The organism is Paenibacillus sp. EB106-04-04-XG159 (assembly GCF_058791835.1).
In genome coordinates this window covers 75,370-96,170 of sequence record NZ_JBYTDY010000013.1, presented here as the reverse complement: position 1 = coordinate 96,170, position 20,801 = coordinate 75,370, and the positions used below count along the sequence as shown (strand labels likewise).

The 20,801-nt window shown below is 47.2% G+C and carries 20 protein-coding genes; all 20 read right to left on the bottom strand.

Features of this window, described 5'->3' with window-relative positions; all coding sequences use genetic code 11:
* Nucleotides 1-73 precede the first annotated feature (73 nt).
* The 20 genes from nusA to AC3WTP_RS16500 all read right to left on the bottom strand — a co-directional run bounded on the left by nusA (nucleotide 74) and on the right by AC3WTP_RS16500 (nucleotide 20,801).
* Nucleotides 74-1,165, bottom strand: coding sequence for a transcription termination factor NusA (gene nusA / locus AC3WTP_RS16595; RefSeq protein ID WP_492395747.1), 1,092 nt, complete (start codon nucleotides 1,163-1,165; stop codon nucleotides 74-76).
* 71 nt (nucleotides 1,166-1,236) lie between these two features.
* Nucleotides 1,237-1,698 (bottom strand): ribosome maturation factor RimP, encoded by a 462-nt coding sequence (rimP, locus tag AC3WTP_RS16590; protein ID WP_492395746.1) that lies wholly within the window; start codon nucleotides 1,696-1,698, stop codon nucleotides 1,237-1,239.
* 245 nt (nucleotides 1,699-1,943) lie between these two features.
* Nucleotides 1,944-6,257 carry a PolC-type DNA polymerase III gene (locus AC3WTP_RS16585; protein WP_492395745.1) on the bottom strand — a complete coding sequence of 1,438 codons (4,314 nt, stop codon included), beginning with the start codon at nucleotides 6,255-6,257 and terminating at the stop codon, nucleotides 1,944-1,946.
* A gap of 178 nt (nucleotides 6,258-6,435) precedes the next feature.
* Nucleotides 6,436-7,884: a proline--tRNA ligase gene (gene proS, locus AC3WTP_RS16580; protein ID WP_458568217.1), complete on the bottom strand. Its 1,449-nt coding sequence runs from the start codon at nucleotides 7,882-7,884 to the stop codon at nucleotides 6,436-6,438.
* A gap of 68 nt (nucleotides 7,885-7,952) precedes the next feature.
* Nucleotides 7,953-9,227, bottom strand: a complete 1,275-nt coding sequence (gene rseP, locus AC3WTP_RS16575) for an RIP metalloprotease RseP (protein WP_492395744.1) — start codon at nucleotides 9,225-9,227, stop codon at nucleotides 7,953-7,955.
* A gap of 116 nt (nucleotides 9,228-9,343) precedes the next feature.
* Entirely contained in the window at nucleotides 9,344-10,489 is a 1,146-nt protein-coding gene (locus tag AC3WTP_RS16570; RefSeq protein WP_492395743.1) for a 1-deoxy-D-xylulose-5-phosphate reductoisomerase, read from the bottom strand.
* A 30-nt stretch (nucleotides 10,490-10,519) separates the two neighbouring features.
* Entirely contained in the window at nucleotides 10,520-11,317 is a 798-nt protein-coding gene (locus tag AC3WTP_RS16565) for a phosphatidate cytidylyltransferase (protein WP_492395742.1), read from the bottom strand.
* An 18-nt stretch (nucleotides 11,318-11,335) separates the two neighbouring features.
* Entirely contained in the window at nucleotides 11,336-12,106 is a 771-nt protein-coding gene (uppS, locus tag AC3WTP_RS16560; protein WP_492395741.1) for an undecaprenyl pyrophosphate synthase, read from the bottom strand.
* Between the two features lie 131 nt (nucleotides 12,107-12,237).
* Nucleotides 12,238-12,792 (bottom strand): ribosome recycling factor, encoded by a 555-nt coding sequence (gene frr / locus AC3WTP_RS16555; protein WP_492395740.1) that lies wholly within the window; start codon nucleotides 12,790-12,792, stop codon nucleotides 12,238-12,240.
* On the bottom strand, nucleotides 12,792-13,520 hold the full coding sequence (pyrH, locus tag AC3WTP_RS16550; RefSeq protein WP_458568223.1) for a UMP kinase: 729 nt from the start codon (nucleotides 13,518-13,520) through the stop codon (nucleotides 12,792-12,794). The genes frr and pyrH overlap by 1 nt, the downstream gene beginning before the upstream one ends.
* Before the next feature lie 124 nt (nucleotides 13,521-13,644).
* Nucleotides 13,645-14,295 carry a translation elongation factor Ts gene (gene tsf, locus AC3WTP_RS16545; RefSeq protein ID WP_492395739.1) on the bottom strand — a complete coding sequence of 217 codons (651 nt, stop codon included), beginning with the start codon at nucleotides 14,293-14,295 and terminating at the stop codon, nucleotides 13,645-13,647.
* Between the two features lie 130 nt (nucleotides 14,296-14,425).
* Nucleotides 14,426-15,124 (bottom strand): 30S ribosomal protein S2, encoded by a 699-nt coding sequence (rpsB, locus tag AC3WTP_RS16540; RefSeq protein ID WP_492395738.1) that lies wholly within the window; start codon nucleotides 15,122-15,124, stop codon nucleotides 14,426-14,428.
* A 174-nt stretch (nucleotides 15,125-15,298) separates the two neighbouring features.
* Nucleotides 15,299-15,988 carry a hypothetical protein gene (locus AC3WTP_RS16535; protein ID WP_492395737.1) on the bottom strand — a complete coding sequence of 230 codons (690 nt, stop codon included), beginning with the start codon at nucleotides 15,986-15,988 and terminating at the stop codon, nucleotides 15,299-15,301.
* Complete coding sequence (locus AC3WTP_RS16530; RefSeq protein WP_492395736.1) at nucleotides 15,981-16,547, bottom strand: hypothetical protein; 567 nt, start codon at nucleotides 16,545-16,547, stop codon at nucleotides 15,981-15,983. The genes AC3WTP_RS16535 and AC3WTP_RS16530 overlap by 8 nt, the downstream gene beginning before the upstream one ends.
* 73 nt (nucleotides 16,548-16,620) lie before the next feature.
* Nucleotides 16,621-16,953 carry a hypothetical protein gene (locus tag AC3WTP_RS16525; RefSeq protein WP_492395735.1) on the bottom strand — a complete coding sequence of 111 codons (333 nt, stop codon included), beginning with the start codon at nucleotides 16,951-16,953 and terminating at the stop codon, nucleotides 16,621-16,623.
* 42 nt (nucleotides 16,954-16,995) lie between these two features.
* The gene (locus tag AC3WTP_RS16520) at nucleotides 16,996-18,399 is read right to left on the bottom strand and encodes a flagellar assembly protein A (protein ID WP_492395734.1); all 1,404 of its coding nucleotides are present in this window, start codon (nucleotides 18,397-18,399) and stop codon (nucleotides 16,996-16,998) included.
* Nucleotides 18,400-18,445: 46 nt separating this feature from the next.
* The gene (locus AC3WTP_RS16515; RefSeq protein ID WP_492395733.1) at nucleotides 18,446-19,231 is read right to left on the bottom strand and encodes a FliA/WhiG family RNA polymerase sigma factor; all 786 of its coding nucleotides are present in this window, start codon (nucleotides 19,229-19,231) and stop codon (nucleotides 18,446-18,448) included.
* Between the two features lie 15 nt (nucleotides 19,232-19,246).
* Nucleotides 19,247-19,690: a hypothetical protein gene (locus AC3WTP_RS16510; protein ID WP_492395732.1), complete on the bottom strand. Its 444-nt coding sequence runs from the start codon at nucleotides 19,688-19,690 to the stop codon at nucleotides 19,247-19,249.
* Nucleotides 19,690-20,184, bottom strand: coding sequence for a chemotaxis protein CheD (locus AC3WTP_RS16505; protein WP_492395731.1), 495 nt, complete (start codon nucleotides 20,182-20,184; stop codon nucleotides 19,690-19,692). Before AC3WTP_RS16505 ends, AC3WTP_RS16510 begins: the two co-directional genes overlap by 1 nt.
* Entirely contained in the window at nucleotides 20,181-20,801 is a 621-nt protein-coding gene (locus AC3WTP_RS16500; protein WP_492395787.1) for a chemotaxis protein CheC, read from the bottom strand. Before AC3WTP_RS16500 ends, AC3WTP_RS16505 begins: the two co-directional genes overlap by 4 nt.

The following is a 20,801-nucleotide window of genomic DNA, read 5'->3' as shown; positions in this document are numbered from 1 at the left end:
TGCCTCCTTCCGACTCGATCTATCCTTCCGAGGAAGGTGACCGGATCATACGAGATTGGCCGCGCCTCGGTGATTATTCGTTTGCCCACTCGAGATCGCTGTCATCAGCTGAATCTCCGGACAACGGTTCCTCGTCAATTTGTGATTCACTCTTAATATCAATCTTCCAGCCAGTTAACTTGGCAGCAAGACGAGCATTCTGTCCTTTGATACCGATAGCGAGCGACAATTGATAGTCCGGCACGATAACGCGTGCCATCTTCTCTTCCTCATGAACATCAACTGTCACGACCTTGGAAGGACTAAGAGCATTCGCAACATACTCTTCCACATCTTCAGACCAGCGAACGATATCGATCTTCTCGCCGCGCAGTTCATTCACAATCGTTTGAACGCGCATGCCCTTAGGTCCTACACAGGAGCCGACAGGGTCGACCTCCGCATTGCGCGAGTATACAGCAATCTTCGAACGCTGCCCCGCTTCGCGTGCTACCGACTTGATCTCGACAACACCGTCAAATATCTCAGGAACCTCCAGCTCGAACAGACGCTTCAGCAATCCCGGGTGCGTGCGTGAAAGCGTGATTTGCGGGCCCTTGTTCGTGTTCTCCACCTTCGTAATGTATGCTTTCACACGATCTCCGTGCTTGAACTTCTCGTTCGGCATCATTTCATTCAATGGAAGAACCGCTTCAACCTTGCCGAGGTCAATGTAAACGTTGCGCAGATCCTGACGCTGAACGATACCGTTTACGATATCATCCGATCTGTCGATAAACGCATTATAGATCAGTCCGCGCTCCGCCTCACGAATGCGCTGTGTGACAACCTGCTTCGCCGTTTGCGCGGCGATACGGCCGAATTCACGCGGTGTAACTTCAATTTCGCATACATCGTTCAGCATATAGTTCGGGTTAACTTCACGCGAAGCTTGGACCGAGATCTCATGCCTAGGGTCCATCACCTCATCCACGACAGTCTTGCGAGCATATACTTTTATTACACCAGTTGCGCGGTTGATATCAACACGAACATTTTGCGCTGCGTTGAAGTTGCGTTTGTAACTGGAGATCAATGCGGCCTCAATCGCATCGATCAATATTTCTTTACCGATCCCTTTTTCTCTCTCGATTTCCGACAGTGCTTCGATAAAATCGATACTCATGTCTTTAGCTCCCCCTTCCAGCCGAATATCGGCTCATTTCCTTATCATTTTTCGATTTTTCAGTGAATCATCTAGAATACAATCGCCAACCGGGCGCTTGCTACCTTGTTGAACGGCAGGCCGTGCTCTTTATTGCCAACACGAACGTTTACCGTTTCACCGTCGAACGATACAAGCGTACCTTCGAACTCTTTCAGACCGTTGATGGGTTCATATGTAGTCACATAGACATGCTTGCCGACTGCGCGAACATAATCCTCCACCTTCTTAAGCGGTCTTTCAGCACCTGGTGAAGAAACTTCAAGAAAATAAGCATCCGTGATCGGATCATTCTCATCAAGCTTCTGGCTTAGATACTCGCTAACAATTCCGCAGTCATCAATATCGATGCCGCCTTCCTTATCCACGAATACTCTTAAAAACCAACTGCTGCCTTCTTTGACGTACTCTACATCCACCAATTCGAAATGATGCTCATCAAGGAAAGGCGTTACCATTTCTTCAACGATTGAAGTAATGCTCGGTTTGCTCAAGCGGGGTACCTCCCAATACGTTAGGTTAATCTCATCATGATCTATTGTCATATCCGTCATTACCGCAAAATTAGGTTGGCAACAATGAAAGAGTGGGTTTCCCCACTCTTTCTCAACGGATGTATCCACATGATTACCAAAAAATTATATCACAGCCAGTTGACAAATGGCAAGGGCATAACCTTAACACGCGAACACCCGCACCTATCCATCGTTTTCCAGCAAGTACTTGCTCGAGATCTCGGCTAGAACAACGAAAGCTGATTACTCTCTGGAAGACCGCGGAAGCAGCCCATTTGAGTCATCAATTCGACGATCGTCTTCGTTGCCTTCGAGCGCTGCTGGAAATCCTCGATTGACAAGTATTCTCCGCCTTCGCGCGAAGCAGCGATATTCTTCGCCGCGTTCTCGCCAATTCCTTGTACAGCTGAAAATGGCGGAAGGAGCGACGTGCCGTCAACGAGGAACTTGGTAGCATCAGAGCGGTACAGATCAATCGGCTTGAAGCTGTAGCCGCGAGCTGTCATTTCCAAAGCCATCTCGAGAATGGCAATCATGCCCTTCTCTTTCGTTGTTGCTTGGAAGCCCTTCGCTTCGATCTCGTCGATCAGCTTGCCGATCGCTTCATAGCCCTTACATAACACATCAATCTCAAAGTCCTCCGCACGGACCGTAAAGTACGTCGCGTAAAATTCGATCGGATGATACAGCTTAAAGTAAGCCGTCCGCACCGCGGATATAACATAAGCGGCAGCATGGGCTTTCGGGAACATGTACTGGATCTTCAAGCAAGAGTCAATGTACCACTGCGGCACATTACAGTTCTTCATCTCGTCAATCCATTCCTGCGGCAAGCCTCTTCCTTTACGAACACTTTCCGTGATCTTGAAGGCAAGACCCGCATCCATTCCCGCTTTATAGATGAGGAACAGCATAATCTCATCTCGACAACCGATAACGGTCTTGATCGTACAGACGCCGTTCTTGATTAGATCCTGCGCGTTGCCGAGCCATACGCCTGTTCCGTGCGACAGACCGGATATTTGCAAGAGATCGGCGAATGTGGACGGCTGCGCTTCAATCAGCATCTGACGCACGAAGCGTGTACCCATCTCCGGCACACCGTAGGTTGCTACCGGCGTACGAATCTGCTCGGGTGTTACCTCAAGCACTGTAACCGAGTTGAACATACTCATGACTTTCGGATCATTCATCGGGATCGTCGTCGGATCAACTCCCGTTAGATCCTGCAGCATTCGCATCATCGTCGGATCATCGTGTCCGAGTATATCGAGCTTAAGCAGGTTCTCTTCGAAGGCATGATAATCGAAGTGAGTCGTCTTCCATTCCGCTGTTTGGTCATCGGCTGGATACTGAACCGGTGTTACATCTTCAACATCAATATAGTCTGGAACGACGACGATACCGCCTGGATGCTGACCCGTGCTTCGCTTGACGCCAGTACATCCGGCAGCAAGGCGGTTGATCTCAGCTCCTCGCCATTTCTTGTGATAATCCTCTTCATACTTCTTCGTGTAGCCGAACGCCGTTTTCTCCGCAACCGTACCGATGGTCCCCGCTCGATACACGCATTTTTCACCAAACATAGTCTTGGTAAAGTTATGCGCATGCGGTTGATAATCGCCAGAGAAGTTAAGATCGATATCGGGAACCTTATCCCCTTTGAACCCGAGGAATGTTTCGAACGGAATATCATGTCCGTCACCTTTCAATATCGTACCGCAATTCGGACATTCCTTATCAGGCAGGTCGAAGCCGCTCGGAACACTGCCGTCTGTGAACCATTCGTTGTGCTTGCAGCTTTCATTGCGGCAAGAATAGTGAGGCGGCAGAGGATTAACCTCGGATATCCCAAGGAACATTGCGACTACTGAGGATCCAACCGAACCCCGTGAACCTACGAGATAGCCGTCTTCATTCGACTTCTTCACCAAGCGCTCCGATATCAAATAGTTGGCAGAGAAGCCGAACTTGATGATCGGACCGAGCTCCTTTTCTAGTCGAGCAACTACGAGCTCTGGAAGCTCATCGCCATATAGCTTCTTCGCCGTTTCATAGCACTTCGTGCGAATCTCTTCGTCCGCGCCTTCAATAATCGGAGTGAACAACTCGCTTGGAAACAGCTTGATTTCTTCGAATCGGTCAGCAAGCTCACTCGTATTCGAAACAACAACCTTATGTGCCAATTCCTTCCCAAGAAATTGGAATTCCTGCAGCATCTCAGTTGTCGTCCGGAAGTGGGCATCAGGCTTGCGAATATCCTTCAAAGGGCTGAAGCCGGTGATCCCATGAATCGTAATATCACGGAACAGCTTGTCCCGCGGATTCAAATAATGCACATTGCCAGTCGCGATTACCGTCTTGCCTAGTTTATCACCGATCGCCACCACTTTACGCAGCGCCTCTTGAATCTGCTCAGGAGAACCAACTAATCCTTTATCGACAAGATGCATATACATCGTTATGGGTTGAATCTCCAGCACGTCATAGAATTCAGCGACCTGCTCTGCCTCTTCCTGCGACTTATTTAATACCGTCTCAAAGAACTCGCCTTTTTCGCAGCCCGATATGACGAGCAAGCCTTCACGCATTTCAACCAGCTTACTCTTAGGGATACAGGCCACACGGTTATAGTATTCTGTATGCGACATCGATATCAGCTTATATAGGTTCTTCTTGCCTACCGCGTTCAGCGCATAGATACCGCAATGGAAAGGTCGAGTGTTGAACAAATTCTGTCCTACGTAATCATTCAGCCGATCCAGCATCTCGATCGCTTTAATCTGATAAGCATCGTTAATTAAGCCCAGCAAAATACCTGCCAACGCGATCGTATCGTCAATCGCGCGGTGATGGCTTTCAAGTGATACTTTGTATTTATCCGCCATTGTGTTCAGACGGTGATTTTTCATCGTTGGGTGAAGCAATCTAGCAAACTCCAATGTATCCAGAACCGGATTAGTCATTTCCGGCATGCCCAGCTTCTTCAAGTTGTGCTGCACGAAGCCCATATCGAAGCGCGCGTTGTGCGCAACAATGATCGCATCGCCTGTAAACTCCACGAATCGCTTCAGCACCTCGTCAACCTCAGGGGCACCCTGCACCATCTCATCCGTTATATTCGTTAACTGCTGAATGTTGTAAGGAATTCGTACATGCGGGTCGACGAATGAAGCGTAGCGGTCGATTTCTTTTCCATCCTGCATCTTGACCGCCGCAAGCTCAATAATCTTGTTGCTGGAAACGGACAAGCCCGTGGTCTCGATATCGAATACGACATAAGTCGCTTCCTTCAGATTGCGAGGTTCTGGATTGAGCACAACCTGAGTATCATCATTAATTACATTGGCTTCTAGACCGTATATAATCTTCATTCCATGCTTCTTGCCTGCTTTGGCTGCTTCTGGATAACAATGTACGTTAGAGTGATCCGTGATGGCAATCGCTTTATGTCCCCATTTTGCAGCTTGCTTCACATAATCGCTTATGGATGTAACAGCATCCATCGTGCTCATTGCCGTGTGAAGATGGAATTCTACCCGCTTATCAGCCGCATTGTCCTGCCGCTCTGGCGGCGCCGTCACTTCCATAATGTCGGAAGCAATCATTGCAAGCTCGGGAATCTGCATAAAGCGGTCATATTCGACGCGACCGCGAACTCTTATCCATTTTCCATTCGCAATCAGGTTTAAACGAAGTACGTCATCCTTCGTCTTGGCAAACATCTTAATCAACATCGAATCCGAGAAGTCCGTTACATTGAACGTATACAGCGTACTGCCGTTTCGCAGCTCCTTAACCTCTAGTCCGAATACGGTACCCTGAAGCGTTACTCGCTTCTCCTCATCCTGCACATCCATGATCGGAGTTGGATTATCCTTGATCTCATATCCGAATTGCAGCTTCTCTGGAATCTCTCCAGCCTCGACCGCCGCCTGCTCCGCTGCAGCGCGCTCAGCCTCTTCCATCAGCTTGGATACAGCCTCTCTCTCTTCCGCCACCAGCTTCGCCTGAAAGGCTTCGACTGCTTCCGTATCATTGCCTAGCTTCAATTGGACACAAACGGTTCTTGAGAAGTACGTCATGAAAAATTGCTTGACCATCTCATCAATCTGCTTCTTCTTAGCGAGTTCCAGTGACATCTGATCCGTCAGGGACAATATGACAAGGTCGCCTTCAATCTCAAGCAGCGCGCGGCTCAGCCAACCATTGACCGACGCCACTTCACGCTTCGCCCATTCAATAAACAAGCCCCAATAGGCTTCGACAATCTCTTGATAAGCAACAGAATCTTCATATTGAAAAATGATGCGTATCTTGGCGATATGCGACATCTTATCTTGTACTTTCAGACAAAAGGTTCGATAAGCCTCTGACGGAACTACGGACGGTTTCGTAATATATATAGTCCACTCTCGATTCGTTCGACTCGTTTCAACACGTTCGATCCATCCGTCATGAAAGAATTGCTGGACAAATTCTCCCGGCAAATCAACCTGCTTGAGAAGCAGCTCAAAGCGCTGTCTCTTATCCGTCATTGCTCAACACCTCTCCTGATGACATTTATAACGATGATATCGTAATCCATAACTATCTTGCATATAGCGACGTTAAAGGCGAAAGAAAAGGCTTCCGTCTGTCGAGTTATCGTACGGATGTCCGTTCAACTTCCCACATCGAAAGCCTATTCACTGCCTATCTTAATCCCTCTGTTGATTAGTAAGCTCGCGCAAATACAACCGTATGCTTCGCTTCTTCACCACACACGAGGCATGTATGCTTCTTCTCGCTTGGCTCAAATGGAATGTTGCGGCTCGTTGCGCCTGTTTCATCCTTGACATGCTTCTCGCATGCAAGAGATCCGCACCAGCCTGCAAGTGTGAATCCGCGTTTATCTTCCATCTGTGCTTTCATCTCATCGATGGTATCAACCGAATAATAATGAGTGTTGCGGAATTCAAGCGCGCGATCAAACATCTCCTGGTGAACATCAGCGAGCATCTGCTTCACTTCTTCCGCCAGATTCGCTTGCTGTACGATGCGCTTCTCACCGCTGACACGGGAGACGAGTACGCATACGCCATTTTCCATATCGCGTGGACCAATCTCAAGACGGACTGGAACACCGCGCATCTCATATTCGTTGAATTTCCAACCTGGGCTCATATCAGAACGATCATCCATACGAACGCGGACTCCAGCAGCTTTCAGCTCAGCGTACAGCTCGTTCGCTCGGCCAACAACCTGGTCACGCATCTTCGCAGGACCGATCGGAATCATAATGACTTGTGTTGGAGCGACTTTAGGTGGAAGCACAAGTCCGCGATCGTCCCCATGAACCATGATCAAGGAACCGATCAGTCGTGTGCTTACTCCCCATGAAGTCGTATGTGCATACTCTTGTGTGTTCTCACGTCCAAGGAATTGAATATCGAAAGCGACAGCAAAGTTCGTACCCAGATAATGAGAAGTACCTGCTTGTACGGCACGTCCATCCTTCATCATCGCTTCAATGGAATAGGTGTCGACAGCGCCGGCAAATTTCTCAGAAGGCGTCTTCTGTCCAACGATGACTGGAATCGCCAAATAGTTCTCAACGAAATCTCGATAGATCTCCAGCATCTGCATCGTCTCTTGACGTGCTTCCTCTTCCGTTTCATGAGCAGTATGTCCCTCTTGCCATAAGAACTCGCTTGTGCGCAAGAAAGGCAGCGTGCGTTTTTCCCAACGAACAACGTTAGCCCATTGGTTGATCAGCAGCGGCAAGTCACGATAGGATTGGATCCACTTCGAATACATATGGCCGATCATCGTTTCAGAAGTAGGACGAATGGCAAGACGCTCTTCAAGCTTCTCGCCGCCTGCTTCTGTTACCCAAGGAAGCTCAGGGTTAAATCCTTCAACATGCTCTTTCTCTTTCTGGAAAAAGCTCTCTGGAATGAACAGTGGGAAATACGCGTTGCGGTGTCCCGTTTCCTTGAATCGACGGTCCAGTTCTTCGCGAATATGATCCCAGATCTCAAAACCGTCAGGCTTAAAGACGATACAGCCGCGGACTGGCGAATAATCCATCAAGTCTGCTTTCTTGATGACATCGATGTACCAGCGCGAAAAATCTTCTTGCTGCGGTGTTATTTCCGTAACAAATTGTTTCTCCTTCGACATAACGGACATGTTCCTCCCGTGAATAAGATGCTCATGATGTTAATTCAGGTCGAGCACCCTTAACATTATTATCCTCTAACTAATCGCAATATATCATTGTACGTAACAGCTAACATGAGCAGCATCAGCATGGCGAAGCCAATAAAGTGAACGATGCTTTCACGATTCGGATCGATCGGCTTGCCTCGCATAGCTTCAATGCCGAGGAATACTAGTCTGCTGCCATCCAACGCTGGAATAGGCAGAAGGTTGAATATCCCCAAGTAAAGGCTGAGCACTGCCGTCCACAGCGTGAGCTGATCAATGCCCTGCTTCGCGAACTGTCCCGTAACTTCAAATGTACGTACTGGACCACCTAGATCATCCAGAGTAAATTGACCGAATATTAGCATTCGGAACCCTTCAAATATGTTCTTGGTCATGTTGACCATTGCTTTGCCGGAGTACTCCAAGGTTTCTGCAAACGTGGCAGTTCTCGTCGGCAGGACAGGGACTATACCGACCTTCCCGCCTTCTTGACCTTCCATCTTGACAGGCGTCAGCTTCACCTGAAACGGATTCCCGTCTCGCGATACCGTCCACGTCATTTCCTTGCCCTCGGACTCTGCTATCATCTTGATCAGCTTGTCGCGATCGCCTCCAATGGCTACGCCATTGACGGTCTCGATGATGTCATCCTTCTTCAGACCAGCATTCTCAGCGGGCATCTCAGCTGTAATCTGGTCGATCTTCACGAAGGTAGGGTTCTCTACCTGAATGCCCGTCATCTGAATATAACCCATGAATAAAAAGAAAGCTAATATAAAGTTCATTACCGGACCTGCGACGATTGACAGCGCGCGCTGACCGACAGTCTTGCTTCCAAACTGTCGATTGTAAGGGGCGATCTGAACTTCATCACCCTTAACGATCATCATCGCGTTCGGCATCACTTTATACTCGAACTCTTCTTCCTCAACGAGCAAAGTCACATGCAGGTCATGTTCCAGATCAATCGAAACTACCTCGCCGCGAATCACATTCTTCCGCAGGTCGAGTTGGTCAAGATACAGCTTAGATACGGCGTTCTCATTCAAACGAACTGCTATTGTCTGACCAGGCTGAATATTGACGACCTCCGGATCTTCTCCGGCCATTCGTACGTACCCGCCGATCGGCAGCAGTCGCAGCGTGTACTTAGTCTCATTGCGAGTATATGCGAATACCTTCGGCCCAAAGCCGATGGCGAACTCTCGGACGAGAATGCCCGCACGTTTAGCAAATATAAAATGGCCCCACTCGTGAATTGTCACGATGACAAAGAATACGAGTATGGATAGAAAAACGACTTGTACCATTTGCACAGCGTAGCATCCCCCTTTACGTTCTTGGTTCACTGTATGTCTTATACATTAACATTATTAACGCACCCTGCACAAGTGAACCTCGTTCTACAAACGAAAGGTCTCAATCTATATCATTAGTGCGAGAACGAAGATGCAAATCGCCGCGTTTCACGGTCCACTTCTTCTATTGTTGCCAAGTCAGGGGCTTGAAGCACCTGATGGCGGCTAAGTGCCGTTTCAACGATACGCTCAATATCAAGAAATGAAATCTGTCCGTTTAAGAAACGCGCTACCGCTACTTCATTGGCAGCATTAAATACAGTTGTAGCAGAACCGCCTGCACGACCGCTCTCATAAGCAAATCGCACCATCGGGTAACGCTGCAAGTCCATTTCACGGAAATGAAGCTTGGAAACCTGCGCTAAATTAAGACGCGGAGCAGGACAGTCTAAACGCTCTGGATATGTCATCGCATACTGAATCGGCACACGCATATCCGGCATACCTAACTGTGCAATGATAGAGCCGTCCACATACTCGACATAGGAATGTATGATGCTTTCCGGATGAATCAGTACATGAATCTGATCATAAGGAAGATTATACAGCCAATGTGCTTCGATGATCTCAAGACCTTTATTAGCCATCGTCGCAGAATCAATCGTGATCTTTTGTCCCATGGACCAGTTCGGGTGCTTCAACGCCTGTTCTACTGTTACTCCGTGCAGCTGTTCACGAGTCAGATCACGAAAGCTGCCTCCGGAGGCGGTTAGCGTGATCGAATGAACAGCACGCTGCGGTTCTCCATTCAGACATTGAAAGATAGCGGAATGTTCGCTATCGATCGGCATAAGCTTAACATGATGCTTATTAGCAGCGGCTGTAACAAGATGTCCGGCAGTTACGAGAGTTTCTTTGTTCGCAATTCCGATCGTTTTCCCTTTTTCAATTGCGGCAAGGGTTGATTTCAATCCGACACTGCCAACGACGGCTGTTACCACATAATCCGCTTCATCATATGTAGCTGCTTCAATAAGCCCTTCGTCACCATATACAAGTCTAGTTCCCGCAGGCAATGCATCACGCACAACGTCAGCTGTTTCACGATCAGCTACCGACACGACTTTTGGCCGGAATTGGTTAGCTTGTTTAATGAGCAGGTCTGTATTGCGGCCTGCAGCAATTGCAACGATTTCAAATTGATCAGGATGATGGGTCACGACATCTAATGTTTGTGTACCAATCGAACCTGTCGAACCTAATACGGAGATCCGTTTCATCCTTGCACCTCTTCTATCCCAAGATAAGGGCTACAGAGTAAGAAGGCCAATCAAGTGCACGAACGGAAATACGATCAGCCAGCTGTCGCAGCGATCAAGCACGCCACCGTGTCCAGGAAGCAAGGTTCCCGAATCCTTCACTCCGCATACCCGTTTATAAGCAGATTGAATCAAGTCACCCATCTGCCCAAACACAGCCGCAGATAAGCCTATACCTAGGCTTTTCGATATAGATAACAGATCTGGGCAGATCAGCATCGCGATAAGCACAACCACAATAGATGCGGCTACTCCGCCGATCGCGCCTTCAATCGTTTTGTTCGGACTGATTGACGGCCACAGCTTATGCTTGCCGATAGCTCGTCCGGTAAAATAAGCTCCAATGTCAGAAGCCCATATTGCGGCGAATAAAATTATGGTCCAAGTAAGGCCATCTTCCATTGAATTACGAGTGATGATCATATATTTGAAACCGACGCCAATATAGAAAGCTCCTAGCCATAGAACGGAAGCTTTCTGAATAGGCACGACATTCTTCGACAATACCGTTACACATAAGAACGCAAACATGGTGAACCACACAACCGCTTCAAAAGACAGCTCGGTCGTAATTCCCCAATTCTGCCAAGGTACAGTTAATAACAGGATGATCAAATAACCCAATATGGAAGCAACGTCAAATGTTCGGCTGTGATGCATACGGACAAATTCAAAGTATCCGATTAGAGATAAAGCAATCAGCAGCGCCTCGTATGGCCATTTGCCGATATAGACGAGGACGGCAAAGAGCGATCCTGCAATTACACCCGTGATGATGCGCTGTTTCATAAAGACTTATCCTCCAACTTATTGTAATCCGCCATATCTACGCGTTCTGCGCTGATATTCGGCTACCGCTTCCCTTAGATGGCTTTCGTTGAATTCCGGCCAATAGATGTCGGAAAACCACAGTTCACTGTAAGCGAGCTGCCAGAGCATAAAGTTGCTCAAACGCAATTCACCGCTTGTTCGAATCAGAAGATCTGGATTAGGCAAACCGCTGGACAGAAGCTTAGATTCAATTGTCTCTTCATTAATGTCCTCCAGCTGGAGCTTGCCTGCTTGGACATCCTGAGCAACAGCACGAACACTTTCCACTATTTCTCGTTGACCACCATAGTTCAGAGCAAAGTTCAATATTAGTCCTGTATTATGTTTCGTCTTCTCAATCGCTTCTTCCAAAGCAACTAAGGTATGGGAAGGAAGCTGGTCACGATATCCCATCATACGGACTTGCACATTGTTCGCTATAAGGTCATCCAGCTCAATCGCTAGAAACTGCTGCGGCAGCTTCATTAAGAAGTCAACTTCTTCCTTAGGCCTCGTCCAATTTTCAGTTGAGAAAGCATACATAGTTAACACTTTTATCCCGAGCTCATTAGCTGCGATCGTTACACGCTTCACTGCCTTCATGCCATTATGATGCCCCGCTACTCGAGGCAGTCCACGTGTTTTGGCCCAACGTCCATTGCCGTCCATAATAATGGCTACGTGCTTAGGAATATTGTTTAGCGACAAAGGAGCTGAATCTGTCTTGAGCTCACTTGGTCTCAACCATTTTTGGATTCGCTTAATCATTAGGTCTCCTCCAACCCGGTGATAAGAAAAACTTCTGAAGAAGCTTATTATTTCCGATTCCGCCATATTCAATAAAAAGACAACAAACCCCACCGTACGGAGGGGTAATCATCTTTGAAGCTAGTCAAACTCTATACTTCCATAATTTCCTTTTCTTTACCTGCCAATACTTTCTCAACTTCAGCAATATACTTATCTGTAGTCTTTTGAATGTCTTCTTGGTGACGACGTGATTCATCTTCGGAAATATCCGTTTTCTCAAGCTTCTTCACATCGTCGTTAGCATCACGACGAATGTTGCGAACAGCTACTTTAGCTTCTTCGCCATATTTCTTTGTTTGCTTTACCAATTCAATACGGCGCTCTTCCGTTAGTGCAGGAACAGTTAGACGAATGATAGAACCGTCATTTGCCGGTGTCAATCCAAGATCTGATTTCATGATCGCCCGCTCGATTTCAGACATTGAGGATTTGTCCCAAGGCTGAATAATCAATGTGCGAGGGTCAGGTGTACTAATATTAGCTAATTGATTAACTGGAGTCATTGCACCGTAATATTCAACTTGAATACGGTCAAGCAATGCAGCTGAAGCGCGTCCTGCACGAAGTGTCGCTAGTTCGCGTTTCAGAGCGCTGACTGCTTTCTCCATCCGCTCTTCCGCATGTTTCTTAATCGATTGAGGCATTAGTCTACACTCCCTTTAACTGTTGTTCCGATCTTCTCACCGAGTACGACTCGTTTGATATTGCCTTGTTCCGTTATCGCAAACACGACAAGTGAAATATTGTTATCCATGCACAAGGATGTTGCGGTTGAATCCATTACTCCGAGATTGCGATTCAACACTTCAAGATACGTCAAGTTCTCGAACTTCTCTGCACTAGCGTCCTTAAACGGATCCGCTGAGTACACGCCATCCACTTTGTTTTTCGCCATTAAGATAACATCAGCTTCGATCTCAGCAGCACGCAATGCTGCAGTCGTATCCGTCGAGAAGAACGGGTTGCCCGTACCAGCCGCAAAGATAACAACTCTTCCTTTCTCAAGGTGACGAATCGCGCGGCGTCGAATATACGGTTCAGCAATTTGCTGCATGGCAATCGAAGTTTGAACGCGTGTAGGTACGCCGATTTGTTCGAGCGCATCTTGCAAGGCTAGCGAGTTCATTACTGTAGCGAGCATTCCCATGTAGTCAGCCGTTCCACGGTCAATCCCTTTTTCGCTTCCTGCGATTCCACGCCAAATATTGCCTCCGCCGCATACAATTGCTACTTCTACCCCGAGGTCCACGACTTCTTTGACTTGCTCCGCGATGGAATTGATCATTTCAGATTCAATGCCGTATCCAGCTTGACCTGACAACGACTCTCCGCTAACTTTTAATACGATGCGTTTATAAACCGGTTGTTCCAATGTATACCCTCCACTTTCCATCTCGACATCTAAAAAAGAAGGAACACCAAGTGTTCCGACTTTTTTAGTGCGTTTGTTGATAGCCGTTTGGCATTCCTATCCACGCAATCCGCAGTATGCAGGATTACATTTTTGCTTGCGCCATAACCTCTTCAACAAAGTTATCTTGTTTTTTCTCCATGCCTTCGCCCAGTTCATAGCGAACGAAACGACGGATCGAGATGTTTTCACCAATTGTCGAAATCTTTTCTTTAACAAGAGTTTCGATTGTTTTGTCTGGGTCTTTAATGAAGGATTGCTCCAACAAGCAGAACTCTTCATAGTATTTACTGATGCGGCCTTCAACCATTTTCTCAACGATTTTTTCTGGCTTGCCTTCGTTAAGAGCTTGAGCCTTTAGAATTTCTTTCTCTTTCTCGATTTCGTCAGCAGGCACTTCTTCACGACGTACATACTTCGGAGAAGATGCTGCGATATGCATTGCGATGTCACGAGCAAATTCTTTGAATTGATCAGTCTTCGCTACGAAGTCAGTTTCGCAGTTGATCTCAACGAGTACACCGATGCGTCCGCCAGCGTGGATATAGGATTCAACTGCACCTTCTGTAGCGATACGACCAGCTTTATTAGCTGCTGCAGCAAGACCTTTTTCACGAAGAACTTCGATTGCTTTCTCCAGGTTACCGTCTGCTGCTTCCAAAGCTTTTTTACAATCGAGCATACCTGCGCCTGTTTTTTCACGCAATTCTTTAACTGCACTTGCATTAACTGCCATTGTATATTCCCTCCGAATCAAGATTCCGCCTCACGTATGTATCGCGGGCATGAATAGTTAACGTTCAAAAAAAGGGTGGAGAGAGGTGAATCACCTGCCTGCCACCCTTTTGTTCATCCAATTTGGATAATTAAGCTGTTGTTTGTTCGCCTTGGTTAGCTTCGATCATAGCGTCAGCCATCTTAGCAGTCAACAATTTAACAGCGCGAATTGCATCGTCGTTACCAGGGATAACGTAGTCGATTTCATCCGGATCGCAGTTCGTGTCAACGATACCAACGATTGGGATACCCAATTTGCGAGCTTCTGCAACTGCAATGCGCTCTTTGCGAGGATCGATAATAAACAATGCGCTTGGCAATCCCTTCATGTTCTTGATACCGCCCAAGAACTTCTCAAGACGCTCCATCTCTTTGCGGAGAATGATAACTTCTTTCTTAGGAAGAACAGCGAAAGTTCCGTCCTCTTCCATCTTCTCCAATTGCTTCAAGCGATCGATACGCTTTTGGATTGTTTGGAAGTTAGTCAATGTACCACCCAACCAACGTTGGTTGATGAAGTATTGACCAGCGCGCTCTGCTTCTTCCTTAACGGAATCTTGAGCTTGCTTCTTAGTACCAACAAACAGAATTGTGCCGCCTTCTTCAGCGACCGACTTAACAAAGTTGTAAGCTTCTTCAACTTTCTTAACTGTCTTCTGCAAGTCAATAATGTAAATGCCGTTACGTTCTGTGAAGATATATTTGTCCATCTTTGGGTTCCAACGACGAGTCTGGTGACCGAAGTGTACCCCTGCTTCCAAAAGCTGTTTCATGGAAATAACTGCCATTTCCACTACACCTCCTAAATGGTTTGTTTTCCTCCGCCAATATCATCTTCCATCAAGACTTCCTGCACGGTAGCCCCACGACGGGAAGCACCCTTGACGAAATTAATCGGCGTGTGTTCTTAACACCATCAACTAATATATCATAATGATATTTGAGATGCAACCATTTTCAACTCATCCATTAGGATGAGAAGTCAGCACCTTTAATGCTTGTTCATTCGTTGAAGGCACATCAAATTTAAAATAGCCCGCTCGGAGCATAGTTTGTTTCTTCTCATCTTTAATATAGTCCACAAAAGCGTCTGCATCCGAAATAACGCCTGCTTGCTCCAACTGTTCCGAGATAGCTATTGACGATAAATTAGGCTTTATACGAATATCTACTTCTTGAGGCTCTGCGTCTTTGGAATCCGCATCGATTGAAGCTTTCTCTGCAGTCAGTTCAACCGTATCTCCTGCTGCGCCTTTCTCATTGCTTTCTCCATTTTCCGCCGATTCACCATTGTTCTTGCTCTCGGTGCCCTCTTGCAACACAGCATCTTTCGCATTAGCTGCGGCGCCAGAAACCTCAGCGCTTGCTGTTTCTTCCAGCTGCTTATCGGAATCTGCTTCACTTGAGCTTCGGTCTTCTTCAGCAGCCTTCTTCTCGACTGCGCCGCTTACATCTGACTTAGTCTGACTTGGTTCATCATGTGCTCCATCAATAGGAACTAATCGAAGACCCTGCTGTTTTGCTGCCTGCTCCAGTTGTTCTCTTGTAAGCTCCGGAGTTAGCTGTTGTCCTACCATTATCATCTGCAGCAAGAGTACGCCAATTATGATGCCAACCCCAACCCCAACTATAAAATATCGATTTCTAAACACGATTATCCTCCTGAAGCGCTAACTGCATGATAAGCTGAATCTCTCCAAGCGGCAATTGAAGCTGTGCAGCGGCATCTGACGGCTGAACACCTTGATCCAGCAGGTTGAACAATTCGGGATAGCGATCGCGTATCGAGAGTTCGGCGGATGGTCGCTGATGCGAAACCAACACCTCTTCTTCTTCAACTGTTTGCTGCGACATAATCGATTCACGCTGCGGTTCATCGTTTATCCGTTCACGCTCAACAACAGCGATAGATGGAGTAGATTTCAGCAATTGAATGGTTTCCAGCTTCTCATCTAGCATATGAATGCCCGCCTCAAGCTTGTCCATTCGTCTCCTAGCCGCATCATGTCGAGCGTCCTGCTCTTGCTTCATCTTTTCAATGACTTGAAGAAGCTGTTCGTTCTCTGCAGCTACTTCTTCGACGTACTGTTCAAGTGTATCTTCCATGTTCTTCTGAAATGATGCCGTGTGCTCTTCCTTACGTGGACGCAGCCAACCGAACACGGCAATTACTGCACCCAGCAGCACGATGTATATCCATGGATCCTTCATGTGGTAGTTCCATCATCCTCCATCTACTTTGACGTACAAACGCCGCCTTCAACACGACGGCGGCGCTGCTTTCTTATACGGAATAATCAATATGCTTGCCTTTATACGGGTGAGCGGCTGGAACAGTTTCAGTTGCAGGTAATTTATGATCTTTACCTTCCTGTGACTGTTCCTGTGACGCTGAATCATGGCTGTGCGCTGAATCCTGCTCTTGTTCTCGAATCCGCCCCTCAGTAGAAGCATCGACCTGCTCACTGCGCTGGCGCTGCGTCCGAAGCTGCTTAACAGCCTGCTCATTAAGCATTGACTGCTCCGTCATCGGGCGCTGCTGCTGTTGCTGTTGGATCGTTGATACTTCAGTTGTGCGAGGAACAGCAATCTGCAATTCAACAGGTCTCATGTTCATGCGATCACCTCAATATAATCGTCATATGTATATACGGCGACACTATATGGAGTACATCGATACTTCGCCGTCAATCAACCGGAAGCTGACATGTTTGCACACATCTTTAACGAAACGAACCGAGCGCCCAATGACAATCTTGCTTCCCCCATAGACATGCTGGAATGCATCAATTCGCGCCACGCCTGTCTGTTCCAACATCTTCTCGATCTCGAAGATGCGTTCTCTGATCTCCGTCTGCTCTTCAAGCAGCTGTTTCTTCATTAGATTCAGCTTCAACCGCATAGCCATGCGTTCTTGGTTCAATTGTCCGCTGGAAGCCAATGGGTCGAGTATTCGAAGCGCTTTCTCCGTCTTTTCTAAATGGGTCATGCTGTCCTTCATCTTAACGCGGAGTTGGTTCATTTCATTGCGCAGCTCTGGTTGAACTCCGACTTCAATGACGGTGACCGTAGACATCGAGTTTCCAATCGTACGCGCTTGAACCATATCTCCAGCTTGAATCGATCCGCCTACGATCAGTCCTTTCGTTCCATTGCAGATGACCTGCCTGCCAGCACGAACCTGAGAATGCAGTATGCTTTGCGAAACGGTCACATTCGCCCCTGCCGTGACATTCGCTTCCTGCATAAAGATACAACTCACGTCTTCACCAGCTTGAACATGTCCTTTATTGCCTGCGATTATTCCGCCGATCACTTCAATACTACCGGCTGCTTCGAGATACGCGCCTTCAATGCCGCCATATACTCGAATATCACCCGCTGCTTTCACTTTAAAGCCCGACAGCACATTGCCGCGAATGACAACAGTACCTACAAAATCAACATTTCCAGTTCGGTAATCAATATCACCATTAATCTCATAAACAGGGAACACATTGAGCTTATCTCGATCCGTCTTGACAATTAAGCCATCGATTGCCGCATACATCGCCGCCTGTTGGTCATCCACTACGACATTCTTCCCAAGCTTGAAACGAGCTTCTTTACCTTCACGCGCTTCAATCTTATCACCGCATACATCCATGCCAGGTACTCCAGCTTCCGCTGGAATACGCTCGGCTATGCGCTCGCCCTTCTTTACATTGCTCAATGCGTTGATCTCTTTCAAATCAACCGTGCCATTAGCCTGCTCTAAAGGTCGTTGTGTAGAATTCATTTTTGAGGTTAGCAGCTTAATCTTGCCGTCAGTTCCGTGGACAGGGGATAAACCTACCGCGACCTTGGTCATACCGCTGCGATACTGCTGCGGCTGCATAGCAAACTCGCTAAGGACGTTCGGAAGGATTCCGTATCTGATCCCTTGACTGCTCAGCAACGCTTCCAGTTCTTCCGCTGTACATTGAAACGTTTCATCATACTCCGTAAAATGCAGATAGGCTTGCATCTTGTCTTCCGATATTGTCACATTCAAGTACTGCCCTAACTGGATCGTAGGTGCCATGACTTTTCTCCTCTCTACAGTGGTATTCCTTATAGAGACATTGTGTTTACGCTTCGAGCAACAATGCTCTATTCTTTTCAAGCGCAGAACGTAAACGCATGATTGCTTTCGAATGTAATTGCGAAATACGTGAAGGTGATAAGCTCATCACTTCTGCGATTTCACTCAGTGATAAATCTTCATAGTAAAATAAATTAATGACTATTCTTTCTTTCTCCGTTAATTTATGAATTCCTTCAACTAAGCACTGTTTTAAATAGTGTTCATTCACTTTGTTCACAGGATTCTTGGCCGTTTCATCAATCAGAACTGAGATTCTCATCTCTGTATCTTCTTCACGTATCGGATCTTCCAGCGAACACAGAGACATCACGGCAACATCTTGGAGCATTCCTTGAAATTCAGACACCGAAACATCAAGGTATCGGCTCACTTCTTCATCTGAAACCGAACGAAGATAATGCTGCTCCAGATGCTGATAAGCTTCTTCAATCTTTTTGGCCTTCTCCCTTACCGAACGCGGAACCCAGTCTCCTGAACGGAGTCCATCCAATATGGCTCCGCGAACACGCCATGAGGCATACGTCTCGAACTGCAGTCCTCTACGGTAGTCAAACTTTTCAATAGCGTCGATTAAACCCATCACGCCATTGCTGGCAAGGTCATCCTTGGAAACGCTGCGCGGCAGACCAGCAGCCATTCGATTTGCTACAAACTCCACGATCGGCAAATAGAGTTCAATCAGCTGCTTACGCGCTTCATTATTCTCTTGTTCCTTCCACTGTTGCCACAGCTCATAATGAGAGCATTTTGAACTCTTCTGCTGGCTCAACGACATTCAGCCTCCTTACTTATGAATCAGGTGACGTACGGCCTCTGCTAACTGTTCCTCTTTCAAAGGCTTCGAAACGAGCTTCGGAGGTGACAAAGGCTGAAAGCCGGATTGACCTATATCCTCCTGTTCCGTCCCCAGTTCTTGTTCAGCAGGCTTGGTGTGGAGCATATTGTACAGTGAATCCGTGTCATCTGGGGTCGTATAATCGACTGCATGACCAACTTCTGACGACTTTACTTTATACTGAGCAGCACTCGCTGCATCATTATTCGGTGTCAACAGCAGCTGTACGGCATAGCGTACGGCAAATGCCAATAGAAACCAGATGACAAACGCAATAGCTCCACGAATCAAGCTTGTCGACCATACATTTGAAATCAGTGAAGCCAGCGTTGTCACAACAAACCCAATAATTCCAGAGCTAATATTCCACTTCATCTTTCCACGCATCGTCATCACAGTTCCTTTTCACCCTTTTGCACGCTGCGTATGTGCAATATACCGTCATCACAGCTAAGCTCAATCGTTCTGCCATAGTTGCCGCCCGTATCCTCGCCGACTAGCGGGATGCCTAGGAGGGACAGCAACTGTTTGCATGATTCTACGTTGCGCGGACCGATTCGCATCATATCATTGCCGCTAGCAAACGCAAACATCTGTGCGCCACCGGCCATCTTGGCGATTAGCCTGGATAACACGGCACCTTCATGAAGCATAAGTCGTACTAACTCAGGAATAGCGGTATCAACGTACTTCGCAATATTCAAGTTTCCTTCTCTAGCAATCTCTGAAGACGGCAGCATAACGTGAGCCATTCCCGCAATCTTGATTCCAGGATCATACAAGGTAAGTCCTACACAAGAACCTAAGCCGGATGTGCGGATAGAACCAGATCTGCAAATGTTCAGATCGGCCATACCGACTTTTACAACAGTTGATGAATCTATCATTCCATCGGCACTCCCAGGGCAGCAAATATTTTTGAAAAAGAGTCAGGATCCGGTATGAAGAAAAATGTGCCCTCTATCTCTTCGTGATCCTCAAGAAACCTCGTATCAATAAAGAGCGCCCTGTCTCCCATCTCGCCATATTGAATCAGTCCATAATTCAATATGGCGCCTGCCATATCCACTGCTAATTGAGGCACGGTTGGGGATAAATAAAGATGAGTCAAGTCGGCCAACGAAGACAAGTATGAGCCGGATAGGATATTTCCGATCTCGCATAGAGCGGACATCTCCAATTCCGTAAAGCTGTATTCATCCTCTGACTGTACCTTCATCAATTGGGATAGCAATCTCTTAGCCGGCTCGCATTCCAACATGAAGAACAGATGCCCCTCCGCTTCCCCTGCAACTCGAAAGTAAATAGCGATTACAACCTGCTCTGCGCCGCCTACTGCGTCCGCGATACACTCGAATGGCAGCAGCTGTACTTTCGGCACTGCCATATCAACAGGTCGGTTAAGCAGCAAGGATAAAGCCGTTGCAGCGTTCCCAGCACCAATATTCCCGATTTCTTTAAGGACGTCTAATTTAAAGTCTCCAAGGTTATCAAGCATAGGCAG

Coding starts and splice junctions, on each gene's coding strand:
- AC3WTP_RS16505 (WP_492395731.1), bottom strand. CDS start 20,184: ATGATAGATTCATCAACTGTTGTAAAAGTCGGTATGGCCGATCTGAAC.
- AC3WTP_RS16585 (WP_492395745.1), bottom strand. CDS start 6,257: ATGACGGATAAGAGACAGCGCTTTGAGCTGCTTCTCAAGCAGGTTGAT.
- AC3WTP_RS16510 (WP_492395732.1), bottom strand. CDS start 19,690: ATGACGATGCGTGGAAAGATGAAGTGGAATATTAGCTCTGGAATTATT.
- uppS (WP_492395741.1), bottom strand. CDS start 12,106: ATGATTAAGCGAATCCAAAAATGGTTGAGACCAAGTGAGCTCAAGACA.
- proS (WP_458568217.1), bottom strand. CDS start 7,884: ATGTCGAAGGAGAAACAATTTGTTACGGAAATAACACCGCAGCAAGAA.
- AC3WTP_RS16525 (WP_492395735.1), bottom strand. CDS start 16,953: ATGAACATGAGACCTGTTGAATTGCAGATTGCTGTTCCTCGCACAACT.
- AC3WTP_RS16520 (WP_492395734.1), bottom strand. CDS start 18,399: ATGGCACCTACGATCCAGTTAGGGCAGTACTTGAATGTGACAATATCG.
- rpsB (WP_492395738.1), bottom strand. CDS start 15,124: ATGGCAGTTATTTCCATGAAACAGCTTTTGGAAGCAGGGGTACACTTC.
- AC3WTP_RS16570 (WP_492395743.1), bottom strand. CDS start 10,489: ATGAAACGGATCTCCGTATTAGGTTCGACAGGTTCGATTGGTACACAA.
- frr (WP_492395740.1), bottom strand. CDS start 12,792: ATGCCTCAATCGATTAAGAAACATGCGGAAGAGCGGATGGAGAAAGCA.
- tsf (WP_492395739.1), bottom strand. CDS start 14,295: ATGGCAGTTAATGCAAGTGCAGTTAAAGAATTGCGTGAAAAAACAGGC.
- AC3WTP_RS16530 (WP_492395736.1), bottom strand. CDS start 16,547: ATGAAGGATCCATGGATATACATCGTGCTGCTGGGTGCAGTAATTGCC.
- nusA (WP_492395747.1), bottom strand. CDS start 1,165: ATGAGTATCGATTTTATCGAAGCACTGTCGGAAATCGAGAGAGAAAAA.
- AC3WTP_RS16565 (WP_492395742.1), bottom strand. CDS start 11,317: ATGAAACAGCGCATCATCACGGGTGTAATTGCAGGATCGCTCTTTGCC.